10 protein-coding genes and 1 pseudogene are annotated in these 12,780 nt (G+C 71.0%); 5 read left to right on the forward strand and 6 right to left on the reverse strand.

Going from position 1 to position 12,780, the window contains the following annotated elements:
• The first annotated feature begins 201 nt into the window (after positions 1–201).
• Complete coding sequence (locus OG707_RS39295; RefSeq protein WP_329126733.1) at positions 202–1,137, forward strand: GlxA family transcriptional regulator; 936 nt, start codon at positions 202–204, stop codon at positions 1,135–1,137.
• Between the two features lie 58 nt (positions 1,138–1,195).
• Here the strand turns inward: OG707_RS39295 and OG707_RS39300 are convergent, their stop codons facing one another.
• Positions 1,196–4,912, reverse strand: coding sequence for a S8 family peptidase (locus tag OG707_RS39300; protein WP_329126734.1), 3,717 nt, complete (start codon positions 4,910–4,912; stop codon positions 1,196–1,198).
• A gap of 188 nt (positions 4,913–5,100) precedes the next feature.
• Between OG707_RS39300 and OG707_RS39305 the strand changes: the two genes are divergently transcribed.
• Both OG707_RS39305 and OG707_RS39310 read left to right on the forward strand, forming a co-directional pair.
• Complete coding sequence (locus OG707_RS39305) at positions 5,101–6,252, forward strand: hypothetical protein (protein WP_329126736.1); 1,152 nt, start codon at positions 5,101–5,103, stop codon at positions 6,250–6,252.
• A 122-nt stretch (positions 6,253–6,374) separates the two neighbouring features.
• A complete protein-coding gene (locus tag OG707_RS39310; protein WP_329126738.1) occupies positions 6,375–7,094 on the forward strand; it encodes a hypothetical protein in 720 nt (239 codons plus the stop codon).
• A 4-nt stretch (positions 7,095–7,098) separates the two neighbouring features.
• Here OG707_RS39310 and OG707_RS39315 read toward each other — a convergent pair.
• From OG707_RS39315 to OG707_RS39325, 3 genes and pseudogenes are all read right to left on the reverse strand, one after another.
• Positions 7,099–7,440 (reverse strand): annotated as a pseudogene (locus tag OG707_RS39315) (CbrC family protein); the annotation flags it as partial.
• 120 nt (positions 7,441–7,560) lie between these two features.
• On the reverse strand, positions 7,561–8,559 hold the full coding sequence (gene gap / locus OG707_RS39320) for a type I glyceraldehyde-3-phosphate dehydrogenase (protein ID WP_329126740.1): 999 nt from the start codon (positions 8,557–8,559) through the stop codon (positions 7,561–7,563).
• Positions 8,560–8,662: 103 nt separating this feature from the next.
• The gene (locus OG707_RS39325; protein WP_329126742.1) at positions 8,663–9,619 is read right to left on the reverse strand and encodes a GlxA family transcriptional regulator; all 957 of its coding nucleotides are present in this window, start codon (positions 9,617–9,619) and stop codon (positions 8,663–8,665) included.
• An 81-nt stretch (positions 9,620–9,700) separates the two neighbouring features.
• Between OG707_RS39325 and OG707_RS39330 the strand changes: the two genes are divergently transcribed.
• Both OG707_RS39330 and OG707_RS39335 read left to right on the forward strand, forming a co-directional pair.
• Positions 9,701–10,762, forward strand: a complete 1,062-nt coding sequence (locus OG707_RS39330; RefSeq protein WP_329126743.1) for an NAD(P)H-dependent flavin oxidoreductase — start codon at positions 9,701–9,703, stop codon at positions 10,760–10,762.
• Positions 10,763–10,853: 91 nt separating this feature from the next.
• Positions 10,854–11,102, forward strand: coding sequence for a hypothetical protein (locus OG707_RS39335; RefSeq protein ID WP_329126745.1), 249 nt, complete (start codon positions 10,854–10,856; stop codon positions 11,100–11,102).
• 7 nt (positions 11,103–11,109) lie between these two features.
• Here OG707_RS39335 and OG707_RS39340 read toward each other — a convergent pair whose 3' ends face one another.
• Both OG707_RS39340 and OG707_RS39345 read right to left on the reverse strand, forming a co-directional pair.
• Entirely contained in the window at positions 11,110–11,982 is an 873-nt protein-coding gene (locus tag OG707_RS39340) for a class I SAM-dependent methyltransferase (RefSeq protein WP_329126747.1), read from the reverse strand.
• 105 nt (positions 11,983–12,087) lie between these two features.
• Positions 12,088–12,687 carry a helix-turn-helix domain-containing protein gene (locus tag OG707_RS39345; RefSeq protein WP_329126749.1) on the reverse strand — a complete coding sequence of 200 codons (600 nt, stop codon included), beginning with the start codon at positions 12,685–12,687 and terminating at the stop codon, positions 12,088–12,090.
• Positions 12,688–12,780 lie beyond the last annotated feature (93 nt).

The raw sequence follows: 12,780 nt of genomic DNA on the forward strand, positions 1-12,780 counted from the left end.
GTTCCTTTGTGTGCGAAAGGCCGGTGTGTGCCGGGCTCGCCCCCGACGCTAATCGGCTCCTGGCTCACGACCCAGTGGCATTAGTGACACCTTCCAACGAGATAACGCCATTGTGGAAAATGTGGCTCTGAGCTGGGACGACAAGCGCAGTACGGGCTCCAGGCCGGGGGTTTTCGCAGGGCGGGAAGGTATCTTCTGGCCATGCACGCTGTTGCCGTTCTCGCCCTGGACCGGGTGATCCCCTTCGATCTCTCCACCCCGATCGAGGTCTTCGCCCGTACCCGTCTCCCGGACGGCCGCTCCGGCTACCAGGTCCGCGTGTGCGCGGAGCAGCCCGAGATCGACATCGACGCCGGTGCCTTCACGCTGCGCGCACCCTGGGGGCTGGAGGGGCTCAAGGACGCGGACACGATCATCGTGCCCGGCACCGACGCCCCCACGGCGCCGCTCGCCCCCGCCGTACGCGATGCGCTGCGCGCAGCCGCCGCGCACGGCACGCGCATCGCCTCCATCTGCACCGGCACCTTCCCCCTGGCCGCCACCGGGCTCCTCGACGGTCTGCGCGCCACCACGCACTGGATCGCCGCCGACCTGCTGGCCGCCACCCACCCGGACGTCACAGTCGACCCGGATGTCCTGTACGTCGACAACGGGCAGATCCTCACCTCCGCCGGCGCCGCCGCCGGCCTGGACCTGTGTCTGCACATGATCCGCAGCGACTACGGCTCCGCCGACGCCGCCCGGCTCTCCGTCATGCCCCTGGAACGGGAAGGCGGGCAGGCGCAGTTCATCGTGCACGACTACGCGCCCAGCCCCCAGGGCTCGACCCTGGCGCCGCTCCTCAACTGGCTGCAGGACAACCTGAGTTCCGACCTCACGCTCGCCGACATCGCCGCCCACGCGGGAACCAGCACCCGGACGCTGATCCGGCGCTTCCGCGAACAGACCGGCACCACCCCGCTCCAGTGGCTGCACCGCGCCCGCATCCGCCAGGCCCAGCACCTCCTGGAGACCACGCACCACACTGTCGAACGCATCGGCACCCAGGTCGGTTTCGGCTCGCCCACCGCCTTCCGTGACCGCTTCAAACGCACGACCGGCGTCAGCCCGCACACGTACCGCCGCACCTTCAGCTGAATCACCCGGCCGCGCTCCGCCCGAGGACGGGCGGAACGCGGCCGGGCAAGGCGGCCGCCTAGTTCCAGTGCGGCCACTCAGGGGCGTAACTGCACCAGTCCTCCGGGCATCCCACCCGGTAGGCCCGCGTGATCGTCTCCGTCACGGCAGACCCGCCGCGGTCCTCGCCCGAGACCCGCAGCGAGACCCAGCCCTGGGGGAGCCCCGGCATGGTCACCTGCCAGGCGCCGCCCCGTGCGCGTACTGCGGCCTCGGCCCAGGTCCGGCCGTCGTCCGTGGAGTACTCCACCTTCGCCCGGTCGACGTCGCCACCGTGCGCGCCCGGCTGGTAGCTGAAGTCGACACCGAAGGTGAACGGCAGTTCTGCGGACACCGAGTTGTCCCCGTCCAGTTTCGACAGGTCGTACCGGGTGTCCAGCAGCGGCAGTGCACGCTCGCCCGAGGTGTGGCCGGTGCGGAAGCGCCAGGTGTCGGAGATCCGGGTGCCAAGACCCCACTCGTAGAGGTCGGGGCGGGCGGCGGTCGACGTCAGTGCGTAGACACCGCTGCGAGCCGGTACGTCGAAGACACCCCGGCCACCGGAGTCGTTGCGGCCCACCACCGTGCCGGAGGCGTCCCGCAGCACCGTCTCGCCGTCCTCGATCCCGGCGACCGCGTCACTTCGATGCCCCTTGGCGTCGGAGAACATCGGCAGCGCCAGTCGTACCTTGTCGCCGTCGCGGGTGGCGGGGGCGCTGCCGTCGGCGCCGGTGGCCGACAGGGAGGGATTGAACGGCCCCGTCATCCAGGTGTCGTGGCCGGTCCGCCCCTTCCGGTAGACCGTCGGCTGCGAGTACTGGGCGCCCAGCGCGATACCGCCGTCCAGGCCGTACTCGTAGGTCGCCGTCGTCCACGGCACACCGGGCGTGTAGTACGCCGTCATGTGGTGCGGCGCCCGGAAGGTCGTGAACTGCTGGACCAGCATGAGGCCCTCGTAGGTCACCCAACCGAACAGCGCCTTGGGATCGTTGGGGAACCCGGTCGTACGCAAGGTGTGCTCCACCGGCGCCAGATCCGCCCGCCGGTCCGTCCACTTCGCGCCGGCCGGCACCCCGTTCTCGGAGGTGTGGAAGGTGAAGTACGAACGGTCGCCGTTGCGGATCCCGGTGATGTCCAGGTCGACCGGGCCCTGCGCCAGCCGCTGCCGAAGCAGGGTCGGACCGGGCTCCTGCGTCGTCAGCACGGGATCGTTCTCGCCCGCCTGCACCCATCCGGCGCCGACGATCACCGCGGCCGGCCCCTGCGCGATGATCGCCTGGTAGCGCTTGGCGACCTCGGCACTCGGCACCCCATAGCCCGGCTCGAACAGCACCACCTTGTCCTTGAGGTCGAGCCCGGTCAGATCGCTCCCGTCCCGTACGTCCGCCACCCGCCCGTGCACGTCCCAGCCGATCCGGGCGTACCAGTACGGGGCGACAGGGATGTCGATGGAGTCGCTGCCGCTCGTCGAGGCGAGCAGCACCGGCTGCTCCCAGGTCGCCCCCGCGAAGTAGGTCACCCCGGGAATGCGCCCGCTGCCGACCGCGTACGCCGTGAACCGGCCGTCGAAGAGCGGGGTGAGCAGCCCGGTGGTGCCCGAGTCGGCCTTGGAGACGATGCCCTGCGCCGAGCCGCCCGCGCTGATGCGCATCGCCGGGTCGTCGACGCCGAGCGTCACCGGCCGGGCGTCGGCGGTCTCGAAGGTCTCCGTGCGGTCGCCGCCGAGGGTGATGCGGCGCGCCAGCGACACGGTCGAGCGGGCCACCGTCACCTTGCCCGCGTTGTGGTACTCCCAGACGTCCGCGAGCAGCCGGTACGTGCCCTTCGGGAGCCGCACCTGCTCGGTGCCCGTCGTGAAGCCGACGAGCTGCGAGGCGCCGGTGCGCTCGTTCTGGATCACGACATGGGTGTACGCGGTGTCGACGCCGGTCCGCAGCGCACCCGGCGCCAGGGTGAGGGTCGCACTGTCGGCCTCCGCCTCGATGCCCACCGGCGTACGCACCTGCGTGCCGTCCGTACCGCGAGCGGTGATCCACGAGCCGTACGTGCCCGGGTGGGCCCTGCCCGTGTCGATCCGCACCGTGGCCTCCGCGCTGCCGCCCGCGGGGACGGTCAGCCGGGTGGCACTCAGGGAGACGGGCGCGGTGCCGTCGACGCCCAGCGTCAGCCGGACGTCCTTCGTGCCCGTGTTCCGGTACGTGAGTGTGCGGCTGACCTCCTTCGCGTACGGCCAGGCGAGCTTCGCCGACACCGCGGCCGGGGAAGCCTGCACGCGCTCCTGAAGGGCGCCGGGGATGTCGACGCTGCCCGCGCCCTGCTCGTAGACGCTCGCGTCGCGCACCGGGTCGGCGCTGCCGACCAGCGCGGCCTTGAGCTGCTGGGCGTCCCAGTCGGGGTGCGCCTGCTTGAGGATGGCGGCCGACCCGGAGACGTGCGGGGTCGCCATCGACGTACCGCTGAGCGTGGCGTACCGCTCGCTGACGGCCTCGGACTCCAGGGTGCCTGCGGCGCGGGCGGCGGTGATGTCGCTGCCGGGGGCGGTGATCTCGGGCTTCACACCGCCGTCCGTCAGCGCGGGGCCCTGGGAGGAGAAGCCGGACATCGCGCGCTGCTTGGTGATGGAGCCGACGGTGAGCGCGCTCGGGGCCGCCGACGGGGAGCCTATGGTGCCCGGTGCGCCCGCATTGCCCGCGGCGACCACGAAGAGCGGGCCGCCGTTCGCTGACAGGGTCTCCACGGCCTGCGAGAGCGGATCGCTGCCGTCACTGGGCTGATCCGAGCCGAGCGACATCGACACGACGTCCGCCTTCTGCGCGGCCGCCCACTCCATGCCTTCGAGGATCCAGCTGATGTATCCGGAGCCGCCGCCGTCCAGAACCTTGCCGTTGAGGAGTTCGGCGCCGGGGGCAACTCCCTTGTAGCGACCGCCCGATGCCTCGCCGCCGCCGGCGATGGTGGAGGCGACGTGGGTGCCGTGGCCGTTGAAGTCCTTGGGGTCCTCGTCCCAGGTGAAGTCCTTCTGCGCGACGACACGGCCCGACAGGTCGGGGTGCGTGGTGTCGGCGCCGGTGTCGAGCACCGCGACCCTGACACCCTTCCCGTCGAGGCCCTGCTTCCAGGCGGTGGGCGCGCCCGTCATCGGCACGCTCTTGTCGAGCGTGGCGCTGACCCTGCCGTCCAGCCAGAGCTTGGAGGCCTTCGCCGTACGGGAGTTCCCCTGCTGGAGGAAGGCGTCCCAGGCGCGTACGGCATCGGCCTTCTGCACGGTGCGTGCGGAGAGGCCGAGACCGGCGAACCGCCCCTGCTCGGTGGCTCCCCTGAGAGCGGGCCCCGCCTCGTCGGTGGCGATGAGCGGGATGCTCGTGCGGGCGGCGTCGTCGTAGCCCTGGCCGGCAAGGGCCGTCACGTCGAAGAGCTGCCGGTCGAGCCGTCCGCCGGCCAGCGCCTCGGTGGCATCGACCGGAATCACATACTCATGATCATTGACCCGGGCGCGCGAGAATGCGATCTGCTCCCGCCCCTCGCCCGCCCGGACGTCGCTGACCTGCAACGACTTCCCGCTCCCGGTGTACGTGACCCGGTCCCCGCTGAGCAGCGTCACGGTGCGTGCACCGGGCACCGCCTCCGGCGCCCCCGCCTGCCGCACGCCTCCCGGGCCGGCGGCCCCGGTGGAGGCGTCCGCGGCGGGCAGTCCCGTCACGAGCAGGGCGATGGCCGTGGCGGCCACCACCCCTGCTGTCGTCGATCTGTGTCTCATCCCAACCCCTTCGCGCGTGGTGCACGTGCTTGGTGAACACCATTGGGGAGGCTGGGAGTTGGGAGGCGCCAGGTCTGCGGGTGGCGGTAACCGGGCATGGCATGTACCCGCCGCGCGCACGCCTGTTCTTGCATCGACAGGGCTACGGACCATACTGGTCAGGCCCCGATCACCCACAGAACGACGCCATGGCCAAAAACAGCAGCTCCTCGACCACCGTCCCCGACACCGCGTGGCTGGGGCGCGGGCGCCACCTCGGGCCCGAGCCCGAACAGGACGTCCGGCGCAACCTGATCGCCCTCAAGGCGGCCGGGGTGATCGACGACTTCCTGGACCTCGACCCCGTCGAGGCGGCCCGCTCCACCGTCCTGCACCCGCGGGACGAGTCCGCCGACCCCGGCCCGACGGCCCGCCGCCTCTTCGAAGCGCGCTGGCGCGTCACCGGGGACATCACCGTGCGCGCACAGCTGGCCACGTACGAGCCCGAAACCCGCCGCAAGGACGCCGAAGGCGTCACCTGGGTCCTCGCCGCCGAAGCGGAGCGGGCATGGCACCCGCACTGGCCCTCACCCGCCACCATCTTCTGGCCCGACAGCGACCGGGTCGCCTGGGACCACGACACGGTGCCGGGCTTGCGTCTGCGGACGACGAACCACCTGCCGAAGGACGACGACGAGCTGCGCCACCGGCTGCGCGACGTCGCCCGCCAGAGCTGGTACATCCACGTCGTGGTCCACGAGGCGATGACACCGGATGCGCGGGGGCAGCAGCCGGTCTCGGCATTCCTGCCGCCCAGCCTGCGGCACCGGGTCGTCGAGCACCGGGGGACGCCGGAGCAGGCGCAGATCGCCGACTTCGCGATGAAGAAGGAGCTGAACGTGCGGATGCCGCGCGGTGGCGCGGTCGTCCTGCCCATGTCACCGCAGGGTCCGGGCTACGACGCGGAGCGCTTCACGGTCCGCAGCGTCTTCCTGGACGGCTCGGAGCCGACCGAACTCCTCGACAGAATCCAGGAGTTCGCGGCTCTCCCGCGCCCGCTGCTGGCCGACGCCGAGCAGGCGCTGACGCGGCTGCGCCGGGGCTGGCACCTGCTCACTCCGGACGAGGAGCTGGTCCACGCCCAGTCCATGGTCACCAGGTACGCCGAGGCGCTCGATGCCATGACCAACTCCCGCGACCGGTACCGGGAGGCGGCCGAGGCGGCACAGGCCGCCCTGGCGGACGGGACCGGAGGAGACGGTGTGCCCCGGCCGTCCGCGCAGGGCCCGGCCAAGCCGGACGGCTCACCCCTGAGCGCCCTCACCAAGGCGTTCGGCCGCTTCCGCGACCCGAACAAGTAGACACGCGTTGTCGGGAAGATCACAGGACGCATCGCGAAGATCGCGAGCGGCAGGTACGGCAGGGCGCTGAGAATGAGACCGGGGGAGGGGGATCCCCCGTGTCTGCAAAACGGGAGCCGTCAGTGCCGAAGATCCACCTGAGTCGCAGTGTCCTGACCTGTGCGGTCGCCGTATCCACCGCAGCGGTGCTGACCGGCTGCAGCGGCAACGAGTCGCCGCCTGCGCTGAAGTTCGGAACGGCGAAGGCCTCCGGCGCGCGCCTCGACGACCAGCCCCCGCAGGGGAGTTCGCTGCCTGTCGCACAGTGGCCGGATGCGTGCAAGGTGCTCGGAGACGAGGAGGTCCGCGCGATCCTGCCGCAGGCCGAGGACTTCGCACGCGAGCCCATCAAGGTCACCATCATCAACTTCAACCCGCTCCAGGACGCGGACCCGGGCACCACGGGCGACGTACCGAAGGGCGGCTGCGAGACGAAGTTCGGGCTGCCTGCCAAGTACGACAGCGAGCACAACAGCAGCATCAAAATCGTTTTCAAGACCATCGCCGACCCTGCCCTGGTCACGAAGGCCTACACGGAGGACCGGGACGACGAGGCGAAGGACGCGGGCAAAGGCACCGACGCGTTCCGGGACCTGGGCAACTCGCTGGGTGCGCCGGGGTGTTACACCCAGGACCGCACCCACGAACTGGTCTGCCACCAGGGGCCGTACGAGTTCGAGGTGAGCGGCTTGTCGACGGCGGACGGCGTCGGCAAGTACCCGCAGGCCGAAAAGAACTGGCGGGACAAGGTCCTCACCGAGGTGGTCCGGACACTCAGTGCCCGCATGGCAGGTCAGTCCTGACGGGTCAAGAAGCGTCGGCGTAGGCGAGATGGCTGCCGCACACGGTGCAGCGGAAGAGCATGGCGGTCGCTCCGCCACCGAGGTTCGCCAGGAAGTCCTCGAGTTGAGCCGCGTCGTGCCAGCCGCTCAGACGCAGCTCGGCACGGAGGTGTTCGAGGGCCTCGGGGTGCGCCGCAAGACCGGCGTGGTCGACCTCCCCGAGGAAAGCAGCTGCGTCCCGGCAGTGGACGAGCCAGTGCGGATCCTGCCAGGCGAGGAAGCCAGGGGTGTGGCGGGTGACCTCGTGCAAGGTCTCCCAGCTGACGTCGTCGAGCCCGTAGGCGTCGCTGAATTCACCGTCGAAGCGTTCCGCCGCGCTGCTCGGCGCTCACCGCTGCAGTCTGGCAGAGGGCCGTATCCCCTCAGCGGGCAGGGCGCTGCAGCCGGCTCCGTGGGCCAACTGCAGCGCTGACAGCCCGGATTGCGCTCAGCTCGCGGCGAGGAGTTCGAGCGTGTCGATCACGCGGTTCGAGAAACCCCACTCGTTGTCGTACCAGGCGACCACCTTGATGTGACGGCCGTCGACGCGGGTCAGCGCCGAGTCGAAGATCGCGGAGGCCGGGTTGCCGGTGATGTCGGAGGACACCAGTGCGTCCTCCGAGTACTCCAGTACGCCCGCGAGCGGCCCCTCCGCAGCAGTGCGGTACGCCGCCAGAACGTCCTCGCGCGTCACGTCGCGCGCAACCGTCGTGTTGAGCTCGACGATCGAACCCACCGGCACGGGAACGCGGATCGAGTCACCCGACAGCTTCCCGTCGAGCTGCGGCAGCACGAGGCCGATCGCCTTGGCCGCACCGGTGGTGGTGGGCACGATATTGACCGCGGCGGCTCGCGAGCGGCGGGCGTCGCGGTGCGGGCCGTCCTGCAGGTTCTGCTCCTGCGTGTAGGCGTGCACCGTCGTCATGAAGCCGTGTTCGATGCCGGCGAGTTCGTCGAGTACGGCGGCCAGCGGTGCGAGCGCGTTCGTGGTGCACGAGGCGTTCGAGACGATCGTGTGCGCGGCCGGGTCGTAGGCGCCGGTGTTGACGCCGTACGCGAGCGTGACGTCGGCGCCGTCCGCAGGCGCGCTGACGAGGACCCTCTTCGCGCCCGCCTCCAGGTGGGCACGGGCGCCCGCGGCCGAGGTGAAGCGTCCGGTCGCCTCCAGCACGATGTCGACGCCGAGTTCGGCCCACGGCAGCTGCGCAGGGTCGCGCTCCGCGAGCACCGCGATACGACGGCCGTCGACGACGAGGGCGTCACCGTCGACCGTCACCGGGCGGCCGAGACGGCCGGCGGTCGTGTCGAAGGCGAGAAGCCGGGCGAGGGTGGCGGGTTCCGTGAGGTCGTTGACGGCGACGACCTCGATCTTGCTGTCGCGCTCGAGCAGTGCGCGGAGCACGTTGCGTCCGATGCGGCCAAATCCGTTGATGGCTATGCGAGTCATGGTGGTGTCCCTTCCGGTTCACCACCAGGCTCTCGCGCGGCCCGCATCGGTGACAGCGGCGGGATCGCCAGGGTCCGCAAGGATCGCGCCACACGGCCGAGGACTACTCGCCCTGGGTGAAGGTGCGCCGGTATTCGCTCGGCGTGGTGTCGAGGATCCGCTGGAAGTGCATCCGCAGATTCGCACCGGTCCCGAGGCCGACGTCGGCTGCGATCTGCTCGATGCCCCTCTGTGAGCGTTCGAGAAGTTCGCGGGCCAGGTCGATCCGGGCGCGCATGACCCACTGCATCGGCGTGTACCCGGTGTCTTCGGCGAAGCGCCGCGAGAACGTGCGTGGCGACACCGCCGCATGCCGGGCGAGCGCGTCGAGCGTGAGGGGCTCGTCGAGCCGGTGCAGTGCCCACTCCCGGGTCGCGGCGAACCGCTCGCCGAGCGGCTCGGGCACACTGCGCGGTACGTACTGCGCCTGACCACCACTACGGTACGGCGCCGCGACCAGACGCCGCGCGGCATGGTTCGACGCGGACACCCCGAGATCGCCGCGCAGGATGTGCAGGCACAGATCGATGCCCGAGGCCGCGCCCGCCGACGTCAGCACGCTGCCCTCGTCGACGAACAGAACGTTCTCGTCGACCTGTACGTGCGGACGCTTCGCCGCGAGCGCCCGCGTGTAATGCCAGTGCGTCGTGGCGCGCTTGCCGTCGAGGAGGCCGGTGGCAGCCAGCGCGAAGGCGCCCGTCGAGATCGCGGCGAGCCGTGCCCCTCGGTCGTGGGCGGCGATGAGCGCGTCGACGACGGTCTTCGGCGGGTCGTCGCGGTCGGGGAACCGGTAGCCGGGGATGAAGACGATGTCGGCCCACTCAAGTGCCTCCAGGCCGTGGGCGACGTCGTACGACAAGCCGTCGCCGCCCGAGACCGAACCGGGTGCGGCACCGCACACCCGTACTTCGTACGGCATGCTCGCGCGGGTCGTGAAGACCTGCGCGGGGATACCGACATCGAGAGGCTTCGCACCGTCGAGTACGAGAACGGCGACGTGATGGAGGGGAGAGGCCGGCACAGGGAAGAGGGTATGCGGACGGGCCGGGCATCGGACTGCCCGCACTCTCGTGTCCCACGGCGGGGGAGGGAGGATGGGGGCATGACGATGTCGACGGCGTTGACGGAGTTGCTGGGCGTGCGGCACCCCATTGTGCTTGCGCCGATGGGGGGTTCAGCCGGGGGTGCGCTGGCCGCGGCTGTCTCTCGGGCGGGTGGTCTCGGGCTGCTGGGAGGCGGGTACGGGGACCGGGCGTGGCTGGAGCGCGAACTGCCGATCGTCGCCGAGGGCACTGACGAACCCTGGGGCGTCGGCTTTCTCACCTGGGCGGTCGAGGCCGAAGCGGTGGAGCAGGCACTGGAGTTCGGTCCGGCGGCGGTGATGCTGTCCTTCGGTGATCCGGGCCCGTACGCGGACCGGATCCGGCGGTCGGGCGCGGTGCTGATCGTTCAGGTCACCGATGTGGAGGAGGCCGAACGGGCCGTGGACGCGGGTGCCGACGTCGTCGTGGCACAGGGGAGCGAGAGCGGTGGGCACGGTGCCCGGCGAGGGCGGTCCACGCTGCCGTTCGTACCGCTGGTGGTGGATCTTGTGTCGCCGGTCCCGGTCCTGGCTGCCGGCGGGATCGCGGACGGCCGCGGTGTGGCTGCGGCACTGGCGCTGGGGGCTGCCGGAGCACTGATCGGCACCCGCTTCCAGGCTTCTGCCGAGGCGCTGGTCGACCCGGCGATCAGCAGGGCCATCGTCGAAGGGCGCGGCCAGGACACGGAGCGCAACACGGTGTTGGACCTCGCCCGCGGCGCGAGCTGGCCCACGGACAAGTACGCCGCCCGTACGCTCGGCCACCCCTATCTCGACCGGTGGCGCGGCCGCGAGACCGAACTCGCGGGCGACGCCGAGGCCCGCCGCGCCTACCAGGACGATGTGGCGCGAGGGGTGATCCCACCCCTGCCCATCTGGGCGGGAGAGGGGGTCGACCTCATCACGGATCTGCCGCCCGCGGCCGATCTCGTCGCCACCCTTGCCGCCCAGGCGGAGGAGGCTCTGGCCCGGGCCGGAAAGCAACGCCCTGGCCACTGCTACGCTCCGCGCCATGGGGAGACGCGGGTGGGGCGTGGTTCTCGTCGTGCTGGGGATGCTGGCCATCGCAGCGGTGACGGTTGACATGGTCGTCTTTGGCGACAACGGGCGCATGTCGGGGGGTCGGGAGACGGACCGCCAGCGGGCCGACCGGGAGGAACGAGCCCGGTTCGCTGTGACAGCCGACGCTGAGCAGCAAGGGCAGTACGAGGGGAAGTTGCTGCGCGACGCGCGCCTTCGCCGGGGCGGAGTCACCCCCGCCGGAGCACTCCCGACAGAAGCGGACTGCGGGCACCAGTGGGATGTCCAGCACCTGACGAAGAAGTTCGGGAGCGTCAACCGCTCCTCGTACGTCGACGCCTGCACGACCGGAGTGAGACTGGCGCAGCTGAAACCGGACGGGACGATCGCCGAGGTGGACTGAGGGCGCGTCAGTTGCGGCGCGCGGCCCAGACGGTGCGCTCGGTACGGACCTCGAGGTCGTCACGGCGCAGGATGCTGTGCGGGCCGCTGGTGTCGAGGAGGCGGTCGAGCGCGCCGAGGTCTTCCGGGGAGAGCGCCTCGGCGGCTGCGCCGCGGATGCGCTGCAGGGAAGTCAGGGCGTACCGGCCGATCGCCGCGTCGCCCGTGCCGTCGATGTCGACGGCGACGGTGAGTTCGCCTTCGACGTCGAATCCGGCGCCGCTCAGCATGGGCCCCCAGTCGGCGCCGCGATGGGGCACGTGCTCGGCGTGGAAGCGGTCGGTCGCTGCGTGGACGCGCTCTTCGAGGCCGGGCCGGTCCGCGGGCGCGTTCTCGGGCAGGAAGCGGGGGAAGCCGGCCAGTTCGACGACGGCGAACAGGCCGCCGGGTACCAGCAGGTCGTGGACGGTGCGCAGGGCCTGGCCGGGGTCGGCCATGTGGTGCATGGAGGCCGACGCCCATACGAGATCGGGCGAGCCGAGGTCGGGCCAAGTGGCGTGGTCGAGGTCGGCCTGCACGGTGCGAACACGGTCCTCCAGACCGAGGGCGCACGCTTTCTCGCGCAGCCGCTGCAGATGTCCGGGCGAGGCGTCGACGGCGACGACGTGCGCCTCGGGGAACCGGTCGAGGAGGGCGAAGGCGCCCGCTCCGGTACCGGAGGCCAGATCCACGATCTCCCGCGGGCCGGATGTCAGCGGCAGCCACTGGATGATGGCGGCGATGTGCTCGGCGAGGACTTCCGCATCCAGGTCCAGGATCTCCGCCTGCCCGCTGTCGGAGCCGTGCTGCGGGTGGTGACCGTGTTCGGAGTGGCCGTGGTGGGGGGTGTGCGTTTGGGTCATACCGCCACGTTAAGCGGCTCATGCGCGATGGGCACCACCCCTTGCGGATAACGCAAGAGGATGCCCCGATTCGCTGCCGGGTACGCAAATTGGCGCCGTCGAGCGCTAGCTGCCTTCCCTGTCGCAGTCACCGATCGCGAGCCGGTCGCCGGGCTCGCGATGGCCGCGGCGGGCGTCGCGGTCGAAGATGCCCAGGATGTCGCAGGGGCCGCCGTCCGCGCCGATGGCGTGCGGCAGCATGGTCGGGAACTCGGCGGCCTGGTTGGTCTCGACGCGGTAGCGGCGGTGGCCCAGCATCAGGATCGCGGTGCCGGACAGTACGACGAGCCATTCCCGGCCCGGGTGGGCGCGCATTTTGGCGGGGTTGTCGGGCGGCGGCTCGGTCAATCGCTGGCGCATCACGCTCGTGGTCGGGTCGCCCTTCACCGGCCAGCTCAGACCGTGGGTGCCGTGCACCATGGGGCTGATCACGACATCGTCGGCGGCGTTCTCCACCAGCTGGTCGAGGGTGGTGTCCAGGGCGCGGGCCAGGGTGACGAGCTGGTCCAGCGCGAGCCGGCGCTGACCGTTCTCGATCCGGCTCAGCGAGGACTGGCTGAGGTGGGCGCGGGTGGCCAATTCCTCCAGTGACCAGCCCTGCGCGACCCGCAGAGCGCGGATCCGTTTGCGTACGAGGCTGTCCAGATCGCCTTCTTCTTGCGTCATAGGCAACATTGTATGCCCATGATGCAAAGCGGGCCTAGCGTCGACGACGGAAGGCCCGGAGCGGCAATGCCCCGTCCGGCGCCGCCTTCCGCC

Source organism: Streptomyces sp. NBC_01465, assembly GCF_036227325.1.
GTDB lineage: Bacteria > Actinomycetota > Actinomycetes > Streptomycetales > Streptomycetaceae > Streptomyces.

Bases quoted from the DNA above. Each gene is read 5' to 3' on its own strand.
- OG707_RS39295 (WP_329126733.1), top strand. From the start codon at position 202: ATGCACGCTGTTGCCGTTCTCGCCCTGGACCGGGTGATCCCCTTCGAT.
- OG707_RS39300 (WP_329126734.1), bottom strand. From the start codon at position 4,912: ATGAGACACAGATCGACGACAGCAGGGGTGGTGGCCGCCACGGCCATC.
- OG707_RS39305 (WP_329126736.1), top strand. From the start codon at position 5,101: ATGGCCAAAAACAGCAGCTCCTCGACCACCGTCCCCGACACCGCGTGG.
- gap (WP_329126740.1), bottom strand. From the start codon at position 8,559: ATGACTCGCATAGCCATCAACGGATTTGGCCGCATCGGACGCAACGTG.
- OG707_RS39330 (WP_329126743.1), top strand. From the start codon at position 9,701: ATGACGATGTCGACGGCGTTGACGGAGTTGCTGGGCGTGCGGCACCCC.
- OG707_RS39340 (WP_329126747.1), bottom strand. From the start codon at position 11,982: ATGACCCAAACGCACACCCCCCACCACGGCCACTCCGAACACGGTCAC.
- OG707_RS39345 (WP_329126749.1), bottom strand. From the start codon at position 12,687: ATGACGCAAGAAGAAGGCGATCTGGACAGCCTCGTACGCAAACGGATC.